At 68.4% G+C, this 18,611-nt stretch carries 17 protein-coding genes; 6 read left to right on the top strand and 11 right to left on the bottom strand.

Going from position 1 to position 18,611, the window contains the following annotated elements:
- Positions 1–69: 69 nt before the first annotated feature.
- Positions 70–1,599, bottom strand: a complete 1,530-nt coding sequence (locus ABEA24_RS39885; RefSeq protein ID WP_345438353.1) for an MDR family MFS transporter — start codon at positions 1,597–1,599, stop codon at positions 70–72.
- A 466-nt stretch (positions 1,600–2,065) separates the two neighbouring features.
- Here ABEA24_RS39885 and ABEA24_RS39880 point away from each other — a divergent pair, with 466 nt between their 5' ends.
- Positions 2,066–3,085 carry a pectate lyase family protein gene (locus ABEA24_RS39880; protein WP_345438351.1) on the top strand — a complete coding sequence of 340 codons (1,020 nt, stop codon included), beginning with the start codon at positions 2,066–2,068 and terminating at the stop codon, positions 3,083–3,085.
- Between the two features lie 54 nt (positions 3,086–3,139).
- Here ABEA24_RS39880 and ABEA24_RS39875 read toward each other — a convergent pair whose 3' ends face one another.
- Both ABEA24_RS39875 and ABEA24_RS39870 read right to left on the bottom strand, forming a co-directional pair.
- On the bottom strand, positions 3,140–4,162 hold the full coding sequence (locus tag ABEA24_RS39875) for a glycosyl hydrolase 53 family protein (RefSeq protein ID WP_345438349.1): 1,023 nt from the start codon (positions 4,160–4,162) through the stop codon (positions 3,140–3,142).
- Positions 4,163–4,175: 13 nt separating this feature from the next.
- Positions 4,176–6,056, bottom strand: coding sequence for a rhamnogalacturonan lyase (locus ABEA24_RS39870; RefSeq protein ID WP_345438347.1), 1,881 nt, complete (start codon positions 6,054–6,056; stop codon positions 4,176–4,178).
- Positions 6,057–6,201: 145 nt separating this feature from the next.
- On the opposite strand from ABEA24_RS39870, the gene ABEA24_RS39865 reads away from it, so the two are divergent.
- Together ABEA24_RS39865 and ABEA24_RS39860 are read left to right on the top strand one after the other, a co-directional pair.
- A complete protein-coding gene (locus ABEA24_RS39865) occupies positions 6,202–8,550 on the top strand; it encodes an ATP-binding protein (RefSeq protein WP_345438345.1) in 2,349 nt (782 codons plus the stop codon).
- Positions 8,551–8,706: 156 nt separating this feature from the next.
- Entirely contained in the window at positions 8,707–9,207 is a 501-nt protein-coding gene (locus ABEA24_RS39860) for an IS5 family transposase (protein ID WP_425551292.1), read from the top strand.
- Between the two features lie 37 nt (positions 9,208–9,244).
- Here the strand turns inward: ABEA24_RS39860 and ABEA24_RS39855 are convergent, their stop codons facing one another.
- The 5 genes from ABEA24_RS39855 to ABEA24_RS39835 form a co-directional block, all read right to left on the bottom strand.
- Complete coding sequence (locus ABEA24_RS39855) at positions 9,245–9,922, bottom strand: hypothetical protein (RefSeq protein WP_345438343.1); 678 nt, start codon at positions 9,920–9,922, stop codon at positions 9,245–9,247.
- A gap of 231 nt (positions 9,923–10,153) precedes the next feature.
- Positions 10,154–11,602, bottom strand: coding sequence for an NF041680 family putative transposase (locus ABEA24_RS39850; RefSeq protein ID WP_345438597.1), 1,449 nt, complete (start codon positions 11,600–11,602; stop codon positions 10,154–10,156).
- A 120-nt stretch (positions 11,603–11,722) separates the two neighbouring features.
- Positions 11,723–12,700 (bottom strand): leucine-rich repeat domain-containing protein, encoded by a 978-nt coding sequence (locus ABEA24_RS39845; RefSeq protein WP_345438341.1) that lies wholly within the window; start codon positions 12,698–12,700, stop codon positions 11,723–11,725.
- A gap of 48 nt (positions 12,701–12,748) precedes the next feature.
- The gene (locus tag ABEA24_RS39840) at positions 12,749–13,495 is read right to left on the bottom strand and encodes a hypothetical protein (RefSeq protein WP_345438339.1); all 747 of its coding nucleotides are present in this window, start codon (positions 13,493–13,495) and stop codon (positions 12,749–12,751) included.
- A gap of 112 nt (positions 13,496–13,607) precedes the next feature.
- Complete coding sequence (locus ABEA24_RS39835) at positions 13,608–13,928, bottom strand: antibiotic biosynthesis monooxygenase family protein (RefSeq protein WP_345438337.1); 321 nt, start codon at positions 13,926–13,928, stop codon at positions 13,608–13,610.
- 184 nt (positions 13,929–14,112) lie between these two features.
- On the opposite strand from ABEA24_RS39835, the gene ABEA24_RS39830 reads away from it, so the two are divergent.
- Complete coding sequence (locus tag ABEA24_RS39830; protein WP_345438335.1) at positions 14,113–14,667, top strand: TetR family transcriptional regulator; 555 nt, start codon at positions 14,113–14,115, stop codon at positions 14,665–14,667.
- A 33-nt stretch (positions 14,668–14,700) separates the two neighbouring features.
- On the opposite strand, the gene ABEA24_RS39825 is transcribed toward ABEA24_RS39830, so the two are convergent.
- Positions 14,701–15,351: a PhzF family phenazine biosynthesis protein gene (locus tag ABEA24_RS39825; RefSeq protein ID WP_345438333.1), complete on the bottom strand. Its 651-nt coding sequence runs from the start codon at positions 15,349–15,351 to the stop codon at positions 14,701–14,703.
- 24 nt (positions 15,352–15,375) lie between these two features.
- Positions 15,376–16,332, bottom strand: a complete 957-nt coding sequence (locus ABEA24_RS39820; RefSeq protein ID WP_345438331.1) for an SDR family NAD(P)-dependent oxidoreductase — start codon at positions 16,330–16,332, stop codon at positions 15,376–15,378.
- Between the two features lie 56 nt (positions 16,333–16,388).
- Here ABEA24_RS39820 and ABEA24_RS39815 point away from each other — a divergent pair, with 56 nt between their 5' ends.
- Complete coding sequence (locus ABEA24_RS39815) at positions 16,389–16,808, top strand: MerR family transcriptional regulator (protein WP_345438329.1); 420 nt, start codon at positions 16,389–16,391, stop codon at positions 16,806–16,808.
- 4 nt (positions 16,809–16,812) lie between these two features.
- Here the strand turns inward: ABEA24_RS39815 and ABEA24_RS39810 are convergent, their stop codons facing one another.
- Positions 16,813–17,835: a hypothetical protein gene (locus ABEA24_RS39810; RefSeq protein WP_345438327.1), complete on the bottom strand. Its 1,023-nt coding sequence runs from the start codon at positions 17,833–17,835 to the stop codon at positions 16,813–16,815.
- A 329-nt stretch (positions 17,836–18,164) separates the two neighbouring features.
- Between ABEA24_RS39810 and ABEA24_RS39805 the strand changes: the two genes are divergently transcribed.
- Complete coding sequence (locus tag ABEA24_RS39805; protein ID WP_345438325.1) at positions 18,165–18,611, top strand: GNAT family N-acetyltransferase; 447 nt, start codon at positions 18,165–18,167, stop codon at positions 18,609–18,611.

Here is an 18,611-nt window from a genome sequence, read left to right as displayed (position 1 = left end):
GTCACGGCCGTGGATCCGCCGATGAGCCACCCGGGTGAGGGCGCCGCCCGCAGGCGCGTCCGTGGCTCCTCAGCCGAGGTCGAGGGGCTCGGCCCGGCGCGGCATCAGGGCCACCGCCGCCACCCCGATGACCGCCAGCACGACGAGGGTGAGAAAGACGTTGTGGGCCGCCTGGGAGAGCGAGGTCCGGACGAACGCCGCGGTCGCCGCGTCCCGCGCGCCGCCCCGGCCGGCCGACACCAGGCTGGCGGCGTCGACGTTCTTGCCCAGCCGGCCGGCGAGCGCGGCCGGAGGGTGGGCGAACCGGCTCGCGAGGGTCCCGTTGGCGATGGCGCCGAACACCGCCGCGCCGACCGCGCTGCCGAGCGACCGGCCGAACATGTTGGTCCCCGTGACGACGCCGCGGCGCTCCCACCCGACGACGGACTGCACGGCGACCAGGGTCGGACTCGCGGTGAAGCCCATGCCGATGCCGATCACGAAGCACGCGCCGGCGACCTCCCAGACCTTCGCGTCCGCGCCGAGCGGGAGGCACAGGAGCGTCCCGGCCACCGCCACGACGCTGCCGATCAGCGCGGTGTCGCGGAATCCGATGCGCAGGTAGACGCGCCCGGCCTGCGAGGCGGAGATCGGCCAGCCCACCGTGAGCGCGGCGAGCGCGAACCCGGCCACCAGCGCGCTGGTGCCCAGCACTCCCTCGGCGTACGTCGGCACGTACGAGCTGAGCCCGATCAGCACCGCGCCGACGACGACGGCCGTGAGATTCCCGCCGGTCAGGATGCGGTGGCGGAAGACCCACAGCGGCAGGATCGGCTCCGCCGCCCGCCGTTCCAGCAGGCAGAAGACCACGAGGGCGACCGCGCCGATCGCGAAGATCAGAAGGCTCGGCGCCGACGCCCAGCCCCACGCCACCCCGCCTTCGAGCAGGCCGAGGATGATCAGGGAGCAGCCGGCCGTGAGCAGGACGGCACCGTGGTAGTCGATGCGGTGCGAGCGCCGCTCGACGACCTCGTTGAACCGCCGCGCGAGCATGAGAGCGGCCAGCGCGCCCAGCGGGAGGTTGACGAAGAAGATCCAGCGCCACGACAGGTAGTCGGAGAACACGCCGCCGAGCGTCGGGCCGACGACCGAGGCCACACCCCAGACGCTGGCGATGTACCCCTGCACCCGGGCGCGTTCCTCGACGGTGTACATGTCGCCGACCATGGTCATGCTCATCGGCTGGACGGCGCCCGCGCCGACGCCCTGGACGGCGCGGAAGATGATGAGGCTGAGCATGCTCCAAGCGGCACCGCACAGCACGGAGCCGAGGAGGAACGCTCCAATCCCGAAGAACATGATCGGCTTGCGGCCGAAGACGTCGGCCAGTTTCCCGTACAGCGGCACGGTGACCGCCTGGGTCAGCAGGTAGATCGAGAACAGCCAGGGGAACTGCGTGAAGCCGCCGAGGTCGTGGACCACGGACGGCACCGCGGTCGCGATGATCGTGCTGTCCAGGGCGACGAGCCCGGTGCAGAGCATGAGCGCGGCGAGCACCGGCCCCCGCTCTGATCGCAGGCCCACTCCCTCTGCCGTCGACGGGGCCCTTGTCGTCGTCACGTGGTGTCCCTTTCTCCCGGCAGCGCGAGACCGGCCCTCCCGAGGGGAGCGACCGGCCGTTAGCTCGCACAACCATTTCACTCCAGGTCGCATTCCACCTCAACCCGGCGCGTTCCGCTTAACGGACCATGAGCGACGAATCCGCCTCCGCCGCGAGCGACGGTCGGCCGAGCCCGTCCGGAGCGATGGAGACCTCGCCGCCCGTACGCCCCACGCGGCGCGCGCACCCCCCGGCCGGACCGCCGGTGAAACTTTCACGGCGGTCGCCCGCCGCCTGCCCGGCCTCCGCCACACGTCCCCCCTGGTGACCCGATGCTCCGGATGCACGCGTGACCACCGGGCCGATCGACGCGCGCCACTCCGCGCACCCGCCGTTGACGGTTCGGTAACAACGGCGCGACCCTGGCCGTCAGGAAAAGCTTTTCCGACGCTCCCACCGCACCACCCACCCTGGAGGAGGTTCACCGTGGGGAACACGCAAGGCACGGCTCAGGGCCGGCGGCTTCCGCTGCGCCCCTGGAGCGTGGTCGCGGCTGTCGGACTCGCACTCGGAGCCGGTGCGCTGACCGGTACGGGTGCGACCGCGAGGACGGGCACCGCCGTACCGGCCGCCGCCGCGGCGTACGAGTCCAGCCCCGTCGGGTTCGCGAGCCTGAACGGCGGCACGACCGGCGGCGCCGGCGGCACGACGGTGACCGTGACCAGCGCGTCGCAGCTGACCGACTACGCCTCGCGCAGCGGCTCCTTCGTCATCAAGGTCAACGGCTCGATCTCGCTGTCGTCGATGACGAAGGTCACTTCGAACAAGACGATCATCGGCGTCGGCGCCGCCGGGAAGATCACGGGGTACGGGCTCAACGTCGCCAACGCCAAGAACGTGATCATCCGGAATCTGACGTTCACCGGCTCGGCCGACGACGCCATCAACGTGCAGTACTCCACGAACGTGTGGATCGACCACAACGACCTGTCGAACGCCTACGACGGCCTGACCGACATCAAGCGGGCGTCCGACTACGTCACGGTGTCGTGGAACCGCTACCACAATCACGACAAGACCGCCCTGCTCGGCCACTCCGACGACAACGGGTCCGAGGACCTCGGCCACCTGCGGGTGACCTACGTGCACAACTGGTTCGACGGGACGACCCAACGGCACCCGCGGGTCCGCTTCGGCAACCCGGTGCACGTCTTCAACAACTACTACGGCGCCGTCACCAGCTACGGTGTCGCCTCCACCTGCAACGCGGGCGTGTTCGTCGAGAAGAACTACTTCGACAACGTCTCCCACCCGACGGTCATCCAGACCGGTGACTCGCCGGACGGCAACCTGAAGGCGGACGGCAACTACCTCGTGGGCTCGGGTACCGTCACCACCCGCAACGCCTCCAGCGTCGCGAGCATCCCCTACTCCTACTCCGCCGAATCCGCCTCGTCGGTGAAGTCCAGCGTGACCGCGGGCGCGGGCGTCGGCAAGGTCTCCTGACCGGACGCCCGGGACGACGGCCGTGGCGGGGATGCCCGCCACGGCCGTCGCCCGTCAGGCGTTCAGGAAGCCGTTCAGCGCCGTCGTGGGACGCCGGGTGGCCGGGTCCCAGGCCCCCATCCCGTAGGAATTGAACGGGGAGTACACCTCCGGCTCCCAGTAGAACAGCCCCAGCCCGCCGAACTTCTTCAGGCCGGTGATGAACGTCTGCAGGTCGGTGCGGGTCCGGTCCGCCCGGTCGTAGCGCCCGCCGAACTCCACCTGCATCACCGGCTTCCCGTACTTCGACTGGATCGCCGTCATGTTGGACAGGACGCCCGGGATGTTCGACCCACTGGCGTAGGACGACAGTCCGGTGACGTCCCACTTGCCGCCGTTGCCGCGGTAGGCGTCGAGGAACGCGTAGACGCCGTCGAGGTTCTGCGGCTGGGCGAGGTGGACGAGCACCGGCGTGCTGGGGAACACCTCCTTCACCATGTCGTACGCGGCGTTGAGCAGGCCGGTCATCTGCGCCGGCTTGCTGAGACTGCCGACCGGATGGCAGATGCCGCCGTTGGTCTCGTTGCCGATCTGCACCCAGCCGGGCGTGACGCCGCCTGCCTTGATGACGTTCATCGCGTGGAAGACGTAGTCGTACATCGCCTGCAGCATCTGGCTGTACGACATGTTCGCCCAGGCGGCCGGCGGGTTCTGCACGCCGGCCGAGTTCCACATGTCGCCGAAGTGCAGGTCGATGTCGACCGGCAGGCCCGCGTCCTTGCAGCGCTTGGCCATGGCCGCGGTCTCGTCGATCGAGCAGTGGCCGTTGCTGGGGTCGTTGGAGGGGTTCACCCAGGTCCGCAGCCGGATCGCGTTGATCCCGTACCCCTTCAGGATCGTGAGCAGGTCGCGTTCGACGCCGCCGCTGTCGAAGAACGTGTAGCCGTTCGCCTCCATCTGCGGCAGCCAGCTGACGTCGGCGCCCTTGACGAACGTCGCCGCCGACGCGGGCGTGGCCGGGAGCAGGGATGGCAGTGCCAGCGCCGCCGCGCCGGCCCCGGCCGCCTTGAGCACGGCCCTTCTGCCGATGTGGTCCATGGCGACTCTCCCGTCAGGGGGTGTAGATGTTCGGCCGGGCGGGCTCGGCCATGCCGTCGCCGATGAAGAAGCTCGGGTGCGGCGGCTGGTTGTAGGCGGTGTTCTGCCAGGCGATGGCCGTGCGGTACTGCGTGTCGTGCATCAGCGTGACGATGCGCCGGTCGGTGACCGCCGTCGTCGTGTAGATCCGCAGGGCCGTGCTGTCGGACGTCCGCCAGATGACCTCCTCGCGCCAGTCGCCGAGGATGTCGCCGGACAGTGCCGGGGTGGACTTCGTGCTGTTGTTGGACGCGACGCCGGAGCCGGTCAGCAGGCGCGTGTCGGAACTCGTGCCGTACTCGTCGATGTGCGTGCCGTCGAGCAGTTCCCGTACGGGGTCGGCGTCCCACCAGATGAGGAAGTTGATCGACGACGGCTTGCGGCCGACGACGTTGCCGTGGGTGTCGCGCAGACCGTCGGCGTGGGACGACCAGGACTCGGCGCCGGGGCTGCCCGCCCAGATGTCGCCGGAGACGCCACGGCCGTTGTCGCCGTTCGGGTCGGTCTTCCAGATGATCTGGCCGGTACGCGCGTCGGCGAACCAGGAGCTCGGCTTGGAAGAGTCCTCATCGACCTTGAACTCCTCCAGACCGGGACGGCTCGGATCGAGGTCGCCGACGTGCATCGCGTCGCCGTGGCCGTTCTTGGTGGTCCACAGGCCGGCGCCGTTGTCGTCGACGCACATCGCGCCGTAGACGATCTCGTCCTTGCCGTCGCCGTCCACGTCGGCGACGGACAGCTGGTGGTCGCCCTGGCCGTCGTAGCCCTTGCCGGAGTTGGTGGAGCTGTTGGTGTCGAAGGTCCAGCGGCGGGTGAACGCCCCGTTCCGCCAGTCCCAGGCGCTGATCACCGTACGGGTGTAGTAGCCGCGCGCCTCGATCAGGCTCGGCCGCTGCCCGTCGACGTACGCGGTGCCGGCCAGGAAGCGGTCGACCCGGTTGCCGTAGCTGTCGCCCCAACTGGAGACGGTGCCGCGCGCGGGGACGTAGTCGACGGTCTGCATCGCCGCGCCGGTCTGCCCGTTGAACATCGTGAGGTACTCCGGGCCGGACAGGATGTACCCGCTGGAGTTGCGGTAGTCGGCGGAGGCGTCGCCGATGACCTTTCCGGTGCCGTCCTTGGTGCCGTCGGCGGTCTTCATGGCGACCTCGGCCTTGCCGTCGCCGTCGTAGTCGTACACCTGGAACTGCGTGTAGTGCGCGCCGGCCCGGATGTTGCGGCCGAGGTCGATCCGCCACAGCCGGGTGCCGTTCAGCCGGTACGCGTCCACGTAGACGTCGCCGGTGTAGCCGGACTGGGAGTTGTCCTTCGAGTTGGACGGATCCCACTTGAGAATGATCTCGTACTGCCCGTCGCCGTCGAGGTCGCCGACGCTCGCGTCGTTGGCGCTGTAGGTGTAGGAGACGCCGTCGGGCGTCGTGCCTCCGGCGGGCGGCTGGATCGGCACGTCGAGATAGCCGTCGCCGAACCGCAGCGACGACTCCGATGGCGACTGCTCAGCACCGTTCACCACGGGCCGTACCGTGTACGTGGCCGCGGCGTCCGCGCCGGCGTCGTAGTAGTTCGTGGAGTTCGTGATCGGGCCTGCGTTCACCTTGGCCGAGCCGCGGTAGAGGTTGAACGCGACGCCCGAAGGGTCGGTGCCGAGCAGCCGCCAGCTGACGAAGTTGCCGCTGCCGGACCGTACGCTGACCAGTCCGCGGTTCAGCTTCTCCACCTGGCGCGCGGTCGCCGCCAGCGCGTCATGCCGGGGCAGCTGCACGCCGCCCGCGATCACCGTCCCGGCGGCGAGGGCGATCGCGACCGCTCCGGCCCGCCGTCCTGGGCGTTGTCGCGTACTTCGTGGACGTCCCATCCGGGTACTCCCCTTCCGACCGACGAGGAAAGCGTTTTCCGGGCAATCGACGAAGCTAACCCCCTTGGTCAGGTGGGACCAAGGCGCTTTCACCGCCTTTCACAGCGGCGGAATGCCCAGCCGGCGTGGCGGCGTAGTGTGAGGTATGGCCGCCGGAATACGGAAGACCGGAAAGCTGCCATGTGGCCTGACCAGCTTCGTGGGCCGTCCGCGCGAGATGGCAGAGGTCATTGGGAGGCTGTCCGCCACTCGCCTGGTGACGTTGACCGGGCCTGGTGGTGTGGGGAAGACCCGGTTGGCCCTCCAGATCGCGGACGGGAGGCGGAGGGCGTTCGCGGACGGCACGTGGCTTATCGATCTTGCGCCGCTCCAGGACGGTGGCCTGCTGGCGCGATCGGTCGCGGCGGCTCTTGGGCTGCGGGAGGATTCGACACGGTCTCCGACGGCCATGCTGGAGGAGCATCTCGAAGACAAGCATCTCTGTCTGGTGCTAGATAATTGCGAGCATCTACTTCGCGACTGCGCCATCCTGGCCAAGAAGTTGCTTACGGCGGCTCCGCGGCTGCGGATTCTCGCGACCAGTCGGCAGATTCTCAACATCGAGGGCGAGTTCGTCTTCCAGGTGCCGCCCTTGTCAGTACCTGAGGCGAACCACGGCCTTACGGTAGGGCGAGCCCGCAAATATGAAGCGGTTCAACTTTTTGTTGAGCGAGCGGCGACTGCTGCGCCGTCTTTTGCGCTTACGTCCGATAACTGCACTACAGTGGCTCGCCTGTGCCAACAGCTCGACGGTATTCCATTGGCGATCGAACTGGCCGCAGTGCAATTGCGGTCGCTGTCCGTCGAGCAGATCCTCACGCGGCTGGAGGATCGCTTTCAGCTACTGGCCAGCAAGCGCCGTGCCGCGCTGCCGCGACACCAGACCTTGCGAGCCGCCATCGACTGGAGCCATGAGCAGTGCTCGCAAGAAGAGCAGGTCTTGTGGGCTCGGCTGTCGGTGTTCTCCGGATCGTGCGACCTCGAGGCAGTTCAGGAAGTATGCACCGGCGGCGAGATCGCCGAGGAGGACATGCTTGACCTGCTTGCCAAGCTGCTGGACAAGTCGATCCTCACACGAGAAGAGTCCGCCGGCGTAGTGCGATACCGGATGCTGGAGACAATCCGCCAATATGGGCATATGCGCTTGATGGAAGCCGGGCAGATAGAGGCCACGCGCCGATCATTCCGCGATTACTATATAAGAAAAAGCCGACACTTGGAGCGCGAATGGCTCGGTCGACACCAGAAGGAATGGATCGAATGGGTCGAGCCGGAGTGGGATAACCTACGGGTCGTGTTGCACTCTTGCATGAGTGATCCCGATGGGGCGCATGCCGGAATAGAAATCATCACCGCACTGTGGGAGTGCTGGACGTTCTTCGGACGCATCGGTGAAGGTCGAGACTGGCTTGACCAGGCTCTCAAGAAAGAGAATCGACGCGATACCACAAGAGTCAAGGCATTGGCGGTGAACGCCCATCTCGCCGTCATGCAGGGCGATATGCCGGCCGCACGGCGAGCTCTCAATGAAGGCTACGCCGTCGCGCGCCGACTCGATGACATTGATGCGCTCGCACATCTTTGGCTCGCCCAAGGCGTGGCCGCCGTCACCCGGGGCGACCCACAAGAGGGGATCCCACTACTAGAAAAGGTCCTGGACACTTATCGCGACGACACTGGCACGCACTCCAGAAACGCCTTGCTGATCACCTTCATGTGCATGTTCTTCTTGGCATTGGCCGACATATTCACGGGCGATCGTCGCACCTCCTCTTACGGCGCCAGATGTCAGGAGCTGGCCGAGAGCGTCGGCGCCGAATGGTCGACGACCTGGGGAATGTGGATCAGCGGTCTCGAACAATGGCGGAACGGAGACATGCCGAGCGGCACCGCGATGCTCCAAGAAAGCCTTCGCCGTCAACGAGCACTCGATGATCGATGGGGGTCGACGTGGAATATCGAGGTACTCGCCTGGACGGCAGCGTCCTCCGGACAGCACGAACGCGCAGTTCGCCTTCTCGGGATCGCGCAGAGCCTTCGAAAGACGAGTGGCGTATCCCTTTTGGAAATGCTGCCGTTCGCCCGCGCGAATGAGCAGTGCGAGGCGCAACTGCGGCACGCGCTCGGGAACGAAGATTTCGCAGCGAACTTCCGATACGGCATGGAATTGGACTTCGATTGCGCTTTCGCTTACGCGGTCGGCGAGGATGTGGTAGCGACAGCCTCGGTCGCGGCATCGGCGGATGCCTCGCCTCCGATTCCGCTGACAGCCAGGGAGTGGCAGGTTGCCAGGTTGGTCAGCAATGGCATGAGCAACAAAGAGATCGCCGACGTTCTCGTCATCGCTCAACGGACCGCCGAAGCTCACGTGGAACACATCTTGACGAAACTCGCCTTGACCTCTCGCGTGGGTATCGTGGCATGGGTAGCGGACCAGGAGCCGGGTCCCCGCTGAGGGCTGTCCAATGGATCGTGACCGATCTGCAGGCACGAGCCGACGCTGAGGGCCTGATCACCTGGGATGTCTCAGTCGACTCCACCGTGGCCCGCGCACACCAGCACGCCGCCGGTGCGCGTAAAAAGGGGAGGGGCAGAAGGAACCGCCGGGCGGGTGCGCCGCGGGCCAGACGATCATGGGCTCGGGCGGTCCAGGGGTGGGCTGACCACCAAGCTGCACCTGGCCGTCGATCACGGACAAAAGCCGCTGTCGCTGGCGATCACCGCCGGGCAGCGAGGCGACTCCCCGCAGTTCCGGCCGGTGCTGGAGGGCATCCGGGTGCCCCGCCCGGGTGGGGGCCGCCCGCGTACCCGTCCGGACCGGGTCCGGGCCGACAAGGCCTACTCCTCCCGCGCCAATCGCGGTTACCTGCGGCGACGCGGTATCAAGTGCACCATCCCAGAGAAGAAGGACCAGGCCGCCCACCGACGCAAGCGCGGCTCCCGTGGTGGCCGGCCGCCCAAATTCGGTGTCACTGATTACCGCGGCCGGCACGCAGTGGAGTGTGCGATCAACCGGCTCAAACGTAACCGGGGGATAGCGAACAGGTACGACAAGCTTGCCGTTCGCTACGACGCCACTGTGTACATCGCCTGCATCAACGAGTGGCTGTGACCAACTGTTGTGGAGGTGGGTGGGGCGAGGTGACTCACTAAAACCTAGGCAAGGCACCGGAATAGGTAGTAGACCACCGCATGCCACCGGACAGGTGCTCCAGGTATTGGGCTCCGCTCACCTCGACGGTGAACTCTGCGTATGGACGTGCCTCCAGGGGACGGTCACGGAGCAGCCCGTCAAGCTCGTCCTCGAACAGATCCGAGATGTCGACTCCGGTTGGCACGTTGTGCTGCTCGCCCAGCTCGTTGGAGATGATGATCTCCTGGGCCCTCTTTCTGAACTCGGTGGGCTTGGGCTTGAGCATGATGTAGTGGGTATCTCCGTCGAAGCCTTGCCCGCCGTAGGGATGGAGATCGTCCTTGTAGACCTCTGACGCTCTGACTTGAGGTGTACGGACCTTCTTGGAGCCATCCTCCAACAGGTAGCCGCCTGCGTCGACGCGTACCTTTTTGCCGCTGAAGAAATCGTAGAGTTCCTCGAACTCGTCCTTCGCTGAAGATTCGGTGGCTCTCTCCTTGCCTTCGTCACGCGAGAAGGGGGCCAGCTCGAAGGAGAAGCCTTCGTTCATGCACCACCAGGCATCCATGATCACCTGCATCGGGAACTCGGGTCCCCGCGGAAAGAAGCACGCATCGGGGTTGATGATGTGCACTCTTCCCCGGAGAGTCCGGTCATCGCGGGCGTCGATCGAAACCGTGAAGAGGTCGGTCATGGTGGAGGCATTCCGTTCTTCTCGCAGTGACGGGATCAAGCAACTCCGCCATGTCGGCGACGGAGCCTATGGGGGAAGAAGATAGCGATCATGCGTGACAGCCCGAGGGGCAAGTCCTGAAGTGACATCAAGGGAGCGGATCGACCAGGCATGACCAGGTGCATGTTCACCGTGGCGAACGGTCAGCCTCTTGAGTATCTGATCCTTGTGAAACAGGCCCTAGCTTGATCTTTAACCCGTCCGGCGTGGTCGTGGGGTCGTGGATTTTCTCGTTCGTCGCTGTCTGGTGTCGGTCTTGGCGATGATGTGCACGTCGTGGCGTGGGGTCGGGTGGATGTTGGGGCGGCCTGCCGGTCGTCCTGGGCCGGGCCGGGAGGGTTTGGGTGCGCTGGCCGGGCAGGGCAGTTGTGGGCGCAGGTGCCGAAACCCGCGGCGGACTCGGGCGGGGGTGAGGCGGTCTTGTGGTGCCGGTTGTTCCCATGGGCGGCGTGGGTCGGCGGCCAGCGGGCGGGCCAGGCGGAGCTGGGTGTAGGCGGCCAGCATGATCCAGGTCCACCGGTCGGCGGCCTGCGGGGTGCGGATCTTCGGGCAGATCCATCCGAGGGTTTGTTTGAGCAGGCGGAAGGTGTGTTCGATGTCGAAGCGGCGCAAGAACGCCTGCCACAGATGGTCGACCTCAGCGGGGGTGGCGTCGGTGCCGGACCACCACAGCCACACCGGCTTGGGGATCGCGCCGCTGGGCAGGCGGGTGATGTCCAGCCGGATGACCGGCCCGTCGATGACGGGCAAGGTGCCGGCCTGAGCGACCCACGCCGAGCGATGTGTCAACCGGGGGTGCAGCCGGTCCCAGGACCGGACGGTGGCCTTGCCGTAAAGACGGGTGTCGCTGGTGGTGGTGACGTCCGGGGTGCCCCAGGTGGTGGTATCACCGAAGACGAACTCACCGCCGTGCCGGGGCGGCCGGCCCAAGGTTCCCGGCACCCACGACGGGGCCGCGCGTCGCAGGACACGGTCCGAGCGCATCCGGGCCAGCACCTGAACAGGCAGATCAGCCAGGAGGTAGGCCAGGCGGGGCCCGTCGTAACCAGCGTCGGCCACCACCCAGATGTCAGGGTCACCCGGATGCCACTGCCCTGCCGCGATCAGCCGGGTGATGGTCTGGCGGAGCTGGGCGGCCGTGGCCGTGGCGGCGTCCTCGCCCGGTGTGAGACGCCGCGCGTCCAGCGGCGCGGTCCAGGAGGTGCGGCCAGCCTCCAGCGCGCAGATCACCGAGTACGGCCATCCGGGGATCATCAGGTGCTGGTCTTTGCCTCGCCCGTAGGTGTGACACAAGATCCGCTCGGGTGAGGTGTGGGCTTCGGGGCGCAGCCAGCAGGTGATGTCCACGGCCAGCACCAGCCGGCCATCAGCGGCCCGCGGCAACGCCACCGCCGCAAGCGCCCCGCCCAGCCGCGCGATGTCCACCTCGCCGCGGGCCAGCGCCGCATACAGCGATCCGTGACCGCGGCGGTGCTCACCGACCAGCGACAACTCCACCAGCGAATGGACCGGGCCGTCCGCGCACAACACCGCGTCCGTCAGCTCGAACAACGCATCCGCCCGCCCGGTCAGGCACCGGTAGAACTCCTGCCGGAACGCCGACAGCCCCCTGAGCGCACCGGCAACCCCGGCATCGTGCACACTGATCAATTGAAGCCCTTGGTCGTGATCTTCCGTCTGTCGCAAGAAGGAATGATCAACCAAGGCTTCATCCATGATCAACCGGGGTCGCGCCACCGACGCCGCAGGTTAAAGATCAAGCTAGAGCAGAACGACGCAGCCGCGCGACCGCAGCCGTTCGACGCAGCCGGGGATCGCATCGAGCTTGGTCCAGCGCAGATCGAGCTTCTCCAGCCGGGGAAGGTCACCGAGTCCGTCCGGCAACTCCCGCAGCCGGGTGGCCCGCAGGTCCAGATGCGTGAGCCGCGTCAGCCGTACGATCGCCTCGGGCAGCCGGGTCAGCGGGTTGCTCCGCAGGTCGAGGAGGCGCAACTCGACCGATCCGCCGATCGACTCGGGCAGCTCGGTGATCCGGTTATCGCGCAGGTGCAGCTCCCGCAGCCGTACGAGCCGCCCGATCGAGCCCGGCAGCCTGGTCAGCCGGTTGTCCTGGAGCCGCAGCTCGTGCAGCGCGGCCATCCGGCCGATCGCGTCCGGAAGCGTGGTGAGCCGGTTCCCGGCGAGGTTGAGGTAGCCGAGCCGGTCGAGCCGCCCCAGCGAGGCGGGCACGGACGTGAGCCCGTTGTCGCCGAGGTAGAGGTAGTCGGTGAGCCCGGCCAGGTCGCCGATGCTCTCCGGGATGCGGCGGAGCCGGTTGTGCGCGAGGTCGAGCATCCGCAGCGCGGTGAGCCGCCCGATGGCCTCGGGGATCTCGGTGAGGGCGTTCTCGGCGAGGTTGAGCGAACGCAGCCCGGTGAGCCGCCACAGCGTTCCGGGAACGGAGGACAGCAGGTTGCCGCCGACGCTCAGGTGGCGCAGGGACGTCGTGTCGCCGAGTTCGGGCGGGAGCGTGGTGAGACGGTTCTTGTAGAGGAGCAACGTCTCCAGCCGCGGGAGCCGCGCGATGTCCCTGGGAAGGGCCGTCAGGGCGTTGCCGTCCAGGTCGACGTGGCGCAGCCCGGTGAGGTCGCCGATCGAGGACGGGAGCGCGGTCAGGCCCGCTCCGGGCGCCGTGAGCGCGACCGCGACCCCGTCCTCGTAGCGGAGGGAGCCCTCGAGTGGCCCGGCGATGTCGGTCACGGCGACCGACCCTAACGCCGCGGGTCCCGTTTCTCCACACGCCCTTCGCTACCTGGAAGAGGGCATTCCGCCATTCAGTCGTGCCAGCACCATCGAGACGATACTGCGCACCGAATCCTCGGAGCCGTACCGCAGATACTTGCGAACCTTTCCAAGCACATTGACCGCCATTTCATCGCCGGCGGGGCCGACCGCGACGTGCAACGGCCCGATCATCGGCTCCCGTCCGAGCACCCAGCGCCCGCCGGCGGCCGACCGCAGCACCTCGCCCGCGTACGCGCCGCCGAGCACGATCAGGTCACCGTCGGCGAACTCCTCGTCGGTGTCGTCCGGCCCGAGCCCCTCCTCCCGCCGGCGCGCCTCCAGGACCTCGTCGAGCCGGTCCAGAGACGCGACGGTGCCGTCCAGGCCGTGCCGCCCGGCGAAGTCGGCGGCGTTCGCGGCCTGCAGGGCGCCCAGGTCGGGGCTCCCGTCGGGCAGGTTCGGGAACCGGGGCGGGCGGCCGACGGCGGGCCGCTCCCGGTCCCCGAGGCCGACCACGGCCCGTACGCCCGCGGCGCGCAGGAACTCCAGCACGCCGGCGGGCGGCTCGTCCGCACTGTGCACGGTGACCGAGCAGCGTTTCCCGCACGTCTCGGCGTAGTGGAGGGTCCCCGTCAGTTTGACGAGCAACTGCACGTGGTAAAGCGCCTCACGCTCCGGCGGCCACCCGTTTCCGACGACGATATGCAGACCCTCGGTCCCGTCGTCCTCCATGGCGACGACATCGATGGTCTGCAGGTCGGCCAAGCCCATGAGAATCCCTTTTCTGATATGACCGTCAAGCCGTTCGGGCAATGGCCGCAAGCGTAGATTTTCGCGATTCACAGGGTCAATCGGTTTGTCGACGCGAGGGTGCCCGGCGAGCTCACCGCGAGACGGAGATGATCTCGTACAGGTTGGGAGCGGCCCGCTGCACCAGGCCGCTCACCCGCTTTCTGGTCTCCTTGATGACCGGGTGGTCGGCCGTCGCGCGCTTGAGCGCGTCCTCGCTCGTCCAGCACATGAAGTTGATCACCTGCGTTCCGTCCAGGCTCCGGAGCAGGTGCATGGACAGCAGTCCCGGAACGTCCGCCGGGTCGCCGGCGTCCCGGATGCAGTCGATCAGCGACTGCTGGTCGGCCGGCCGGACGGTGAAGACGTTGAGCGCCAGCACGCCGCCCTGGTCTGGCATCGGGACGATGTTCACGTGGATTCCTCTCGGTCGGGAAACGGGTCATGGTCGGCCGTCGCCTCGCTCGGCGGTGTCAGGCCGTTCCCCGCTGAGGCTAGAGGAATATCTGATACGCATATGTAACACTTAAGACGTGCGTGAGCCCCCGAGTCGGCCTCGGAGCCGTGGCCCCCGATCCGACGCCCAGCGCAATGACCGCTTGATCCTCGAGGCGGCGGCGCGGGTTCTCGTCGAGGACCCCAAGGCGACGATCCAGCGCATCGCCGACGAGGCCGGGGTCGTACGCCTCACCGTCTATCGGCGTTACCCCAACCGCGACGCGCTCCGCCGCGCGATCTTCGAGGCGGCCGCGGTGGAGGCTCGGAAGGTCGTCACGGACGCGCTCGATCGCGAGATGGATCCGGTCGACGCGCTGCGGAGCCTGATCCTCGAGATGGCGACGATCGCCCAGCGCTACCCGCTGCTGTCCGTCGGGACCGATCTACAGCCCCTGCCGGCGGACGCACGCCGCCCGACGCCGCCGCCCGAGACCAGGGCGATGCACGAGGCGGTCATCACGCTCGTACGGCGAGGCCAGGAACAGGGCAGGCTGCGATCGGACCTGCCCGCCGAGCTTCTCCCCCAGGCCATCGCGGGCACCCTGCGGCTCACCCTTCGCTTCGCCCGAAGTCTCAAGACCGATCCATCGGCCATCGGTCTCCAGGTCGCCGACCTGCTCCTGCACGGCTTCGCGACGACGCACCACTCGCGCTGACCTGGGGCGGAGCGGCGGTTTCACACGTCGAACTCACTGCCGCTCGGCGGGGCGAACGCGGCCACCCACCTCGATCAGGCCGTCCGGCGCCGGTCTCGTCAGGAGCTGGGAGCCGCGTCCCTGCGTGATGGTCAGGGCGCGGCCGAGGCGGGCGGTCAGCAGCAGTGCCGCCGCGCCGGTCGCCTCGTCCTCGGCGATACCGTCATCGCGCCCGGGGAAGGCGCGCGCCCGCACCTGCCCGGCCGTCTCGTCCTGCCACGCCCACGCGTAGATCCACTCCCCGGGTGGCGGCACGGGCAGCGCGTCGACCTCGGCGGCCGAACCGTACTGCCGCAGGGTGCGTGGCAGCGCCCACTCCGCCCGCGCCTCGATCCACGCCCACTCTCCGTCACGGCGGGCCCGGACGCGTCCCGCCGGGGTGATCAGCGCGGGCAGGCCGAGCAGCCATGCCGTCCCGACACACGGATATCCCGCGAACGGCAGCCGCAGCGTCGGTGTATAGATGTCGATGACACCGCGCTCGGGGTCGTCGACGAACACCGTCTCGCTGAAGCCGAGCTTCCGCGCGAAGGCCTGGCGCTCGGCCTCGGTCGGGACGGCGGCCCCGTCGCGGACGACCCCGAGCTCGTTGCCATGCTTGCCGTCGGGCCCGCAGAACACATGCAGCACCTCGTACTCGATCACCCGCGCAGTGAAGCACACCGTCCCTCAGGAGTACGCGTCGACGCCGGTGAGCTCGGCGGACAGCTCCCAGAGCCGGGCGGCCTCGTCCGCGTCGACCGCCCAGGGCTTGACACCGCCGATGAGCATGTCGTCCGTGGTGGCGGGCTCGGCGATGTCGCAGTCCTGGCAGTACGCCCCACCGTGGGCGTCGAGCAGCGGCGACGTCGCCGCCCATATGGCCGTCGCGGCCCCCTGTGCCGGAGTCTTGAACCCGGCCGCCGGCCGGCCCTCCGCGTCGATCCATCCCTGGGCGATCTGCTCGGCACGAGGGACGTGCCGCTGCAGCGGAGTCAGGATGCTGCCGGGGTGCACCGCGAAGGATCGCAGCCCGTCGGCCGCCCCGAGCGTGTCGAGATGCACGGCGAACAGGGCGTTCGCGGTCTTCGACTGCGCGTACGCCAGCCACCCGTCGTAGCCCGTGCGGAAGTGGAGGTCGTCCCAGCGGATGGGCGACAGGAAGTGCCCCGCCGAGGACACCGAGACGACCCTCGCCCGGCCGGGGGCCAGCGCCGGGCGGAGCCGGTTGACCAGGGCGAAGTGGCCAAGGTGGTTGGTCGCGAAGTGCGCCTCCCAGGCCGGGCCGACGCGCGTCTCCGGGCAGGCCATGATGCCCGCGCCGGCGATGACGATGTCGAGTGTGCGGCCCGTCTCCAGGATCCGGCCGGAGAAGACCCGGACGCTCTCCAGGTCCGCCAGGTCGAGTTCGTGGACCTCGGTGCCGGGGACGTCGCGGAGGGTCTCCTCCGCCGTGGCCCGCCGGCGGGCGGGGACGATGACGTGCGCTCCCGCCCGGGTGAGGGCGCGAGTGGTCTCCAGCCCCAGGCCGGAGTACCCACCGGTGACCAGAGCCGTCCGGCCCCACAGGTCGACCCCGGTCAGAACCTCCTCCGCCGTGCTCTGCGCGCCGAATCCACTGCCGATCCTCTGCTGTTTCGCTGCCATGGCTCAGGACGCTAAAACCTAGAGTGTTCTCTAGGTCAAGCTGTACGCTCGGTGCCGTGACGAGGCATGCGGAAGGGCTGTCGATCGGGCAGGTCGCGGACAAGACCGGGCTCAGCGTGCACGGCCTCCGGTTCTTCGAACGCGAAGGTCTCTTTCTCCGCCCGATCCGCCGGTCGGCGGGCGGCCAGCGGATCTACGACCCCGCCGACGTCGAGTGGCTGCTCCTGTGCAACAGGCTCCGCGACTCCGGCATGTCGATCGCCACGATGAGGCGGTTCGCCGAGCTTGTACGCTCCGGCCCCGGCAACGAGCGAGAGCGGCTGGCCCTGCTCGAGGAGCACGAGCGCACCGTCCGCGCCAAGATCGCAGAGCTGGCCGAGAGCCTCGAGGTCATCCACGGCAAGGTCACGGTCTACCGCCGGCACGTCGACAACGACACCGCCGCCGGCCTCTGGTCACCGACTCCCGACCGCTGACCCGTCAGCGGCGATCCGCGGCAGGGACGCGACGAGGAGAGCCGGGCCTGAGGCGGCGGAGTTCGGTCGCGATGATCCACGCGACGAGCAGGTCGATGGCCAGGCCGGACAACGCGGCGAACTGGTTGATCGTGAACTTGAAGACCTGCCCGGCGAGGATGTCCAGCAGCACTACGGCGTTGAACACCCGGAACGCCGCCGTACGATCGCGGCGCAGCCGCGCCAGGCCGTACGCGCCCAGAACCGTCGACACGACCGCGCAGCAGGCGACGGCCGCCACCGCGCCTGTCTCCCGTTCTCCGGCACGAGTCACGATGGCGTCATCGGCGATCACTCCGGCCATGGTCAGGGCCCCCTGGGCCACGAGGTAGCAGACGGCGACGCGGAGAACCATGCGGTGCGCGGCCAGCCGCCCGGCGACGGTACGGGCACGGGCCACCGCCGTACGCACCGGGCGCGGGGTGGCGGGCCGCCGGTCGGGTGCCGCCGCGAGGAGGTGCAGCAGGGCGGCCTGGGCCTCGCCGTCCACCTCCTCGATCAGGCGTACCGCCGCACGGCGCTCCTCCGGCGTCAGCCCTGACGTTATCCCGGCCAGCGCCGCGGAGGCGGCGTTGACCGTACGCTCGCGCGGGGTGAGCAATGTCCGTCCGCCCGCCCGCTGGGTGAGGACGGCGAGCAGGGTGAAGGTGAGGTAGATGAGCCCTGCGGCCGGTCGGTAGAAGTAGCCGGTCTTGTGGACCAGCTTGCCGATCTCGTCGATGAACAGGCCGAAGCCCACGCCGCCCACCACAGTGGCCCACATTCGCGCCGGCCGGCCGAGGAAGACGACGGCGATGACCACGCCCGCCGCCATCAGCAGGCCACCCCACAGGGCGTGGGCGATGTGCAGATTCCCGCTGCCGACCTTGGGATAGCCGGCCTGCGCCAGGGAGGCCCGGGTCACGAGCACGGTGGCGATTCCCGAAAGGACGAATCCCCGCAGGTACGCCGCAGCGTTCGCCGCTCGGACGAGTCCGAATCGGTGCATCGACACTCCGGCCTGTTCCCTCCGCGTCACCCAGTGATCGGCAGCGTGGACGCGCCGGCTCCCGATCTCTGCTCGGCAGCCCACGCTACGGCCGCACCGGCGCCCGGGACACTGCCGCCAGCCCCCGATCCGCCCGTACGGACAGCCCCACCTCCGGCGACGGCCTCCGGGGGGCCGCTACTGGTCCTTCCCTTTCGCCGTGAAGTGGCCGTTCTCCCGGAAGAGCACTCGTCCCTACGCTCGGATGCCTGAACCCGTCCTCGCCGACCAGCCCGTACGTGGGGAGCGTCCGTCGACGTTCGGCTCGCTCGCCCCGCCAGGAGACATCGATGATCACCATCCGGAAGCTCGTTCCGTCCGACAGGGACACCTGGGAGGACCTGTTCCGCGGTTACATCGACTTCTACGAGCGGGTGGAACCCGCGGAGATGTACGAGCGGGCGTGGAACGAGTTCCTGGCGGACACGCGCCTGCACGCCCTCGGCGCGACGCTGGACGGCCGGCTCGTCGGCATCGTGCACTTCCTCGTTCACGCCAGCACGTCGATACCCGACGCCGACGTCTGCTACCTGCAGGACCTGTTCACCGCACCGGACGCCCGGGGTTTGGGCGTGGGACGTGCCCTGATCTCGGCGGTAACCGACTGGGCCAAGGCCCACGACTGCGCCCGGGTGTACTGGCACACCCACGAGTCGAACACGACGGCGCGGCGCCTGTACGACAAGGTGGCCGAGAACCGCGGCTTCATCCAGTACCGGATCGAGCTGCCACGCTAG

This window comes from Actinoallomurus vinaceus (assembly GCF_039542055.1).
Classification (GTDB): Bacteria; Actinomycetota; Actinomycetes; order Streptosporangiales; family Streptosporangiaceae; genus Actinoallomurus; species Actinoallomurus vinaceus.
Note: the sequence above shows the minus strand (reverse complement) of the source record. Positions and strands in the feature narration are given on the sequence as shown.

Bases quoted from the DNA above. Each gene is read 5' to 3' on its own strand.
- ABEA24_RS39875 (WP_345438349.1), bottom strand. From the start codon at position 4,162: ATGGACCACATCGGCAGAAGGGCCGTGCTCAAGGCGGCCGGGGCCGGC.
- ABEA24_RS39820 (WP_345438331.1), bottom strand. From the start codon at position 16,332: ATGGCAGCGAAACAGCAGAGGATCGGCAGTGGATTCGGCGCGCAGAGC.
- ABEA24_RS39805 (WP_345438325.1), top strand. From the start codon at position 18,165: ATGATCACCATCCGGAAGCTCGTTCCGTCCGACAGGGACACCTGGGAG.
- ABEA24_RS39810 (WP_345438327.1), bottom strand. From the start codon at position 17,835: ATGCACCGATTCGGACTCGTCCGAGCGGCGAACGCTGCGGCGTACCTG.
- ABEA24_RS39865 (WP_345438345.1), top strand. From the start codon at position 6,202: ATGGCCGCCGGAATACGGAAGACCGGAAAGCTGCCATGTGGCCTGACC.
- ABEA24_RS39840 (WP_345438339.1), bottom strand. From the start codon at position 13,495: ATGGGCTTGGCCGACCTGCAGACCATCGATGTCGTCGCCATGGAGGAC.
- ABEA24_RS39855 (WP_345438343.1), bottom strand. From the start codon at position 9,922: ATGACCGACCTCTTCACGGTTTCGATCGACGCCCGCGATGACCGGACT.
- ABEA24_RS39870 (WP_345438347.1), bottom strand. From the start codon at position 6,056: ATGGGACGTCCACGAAGTACGCGACAACGCCCAGGACGGCGGGCCGGA.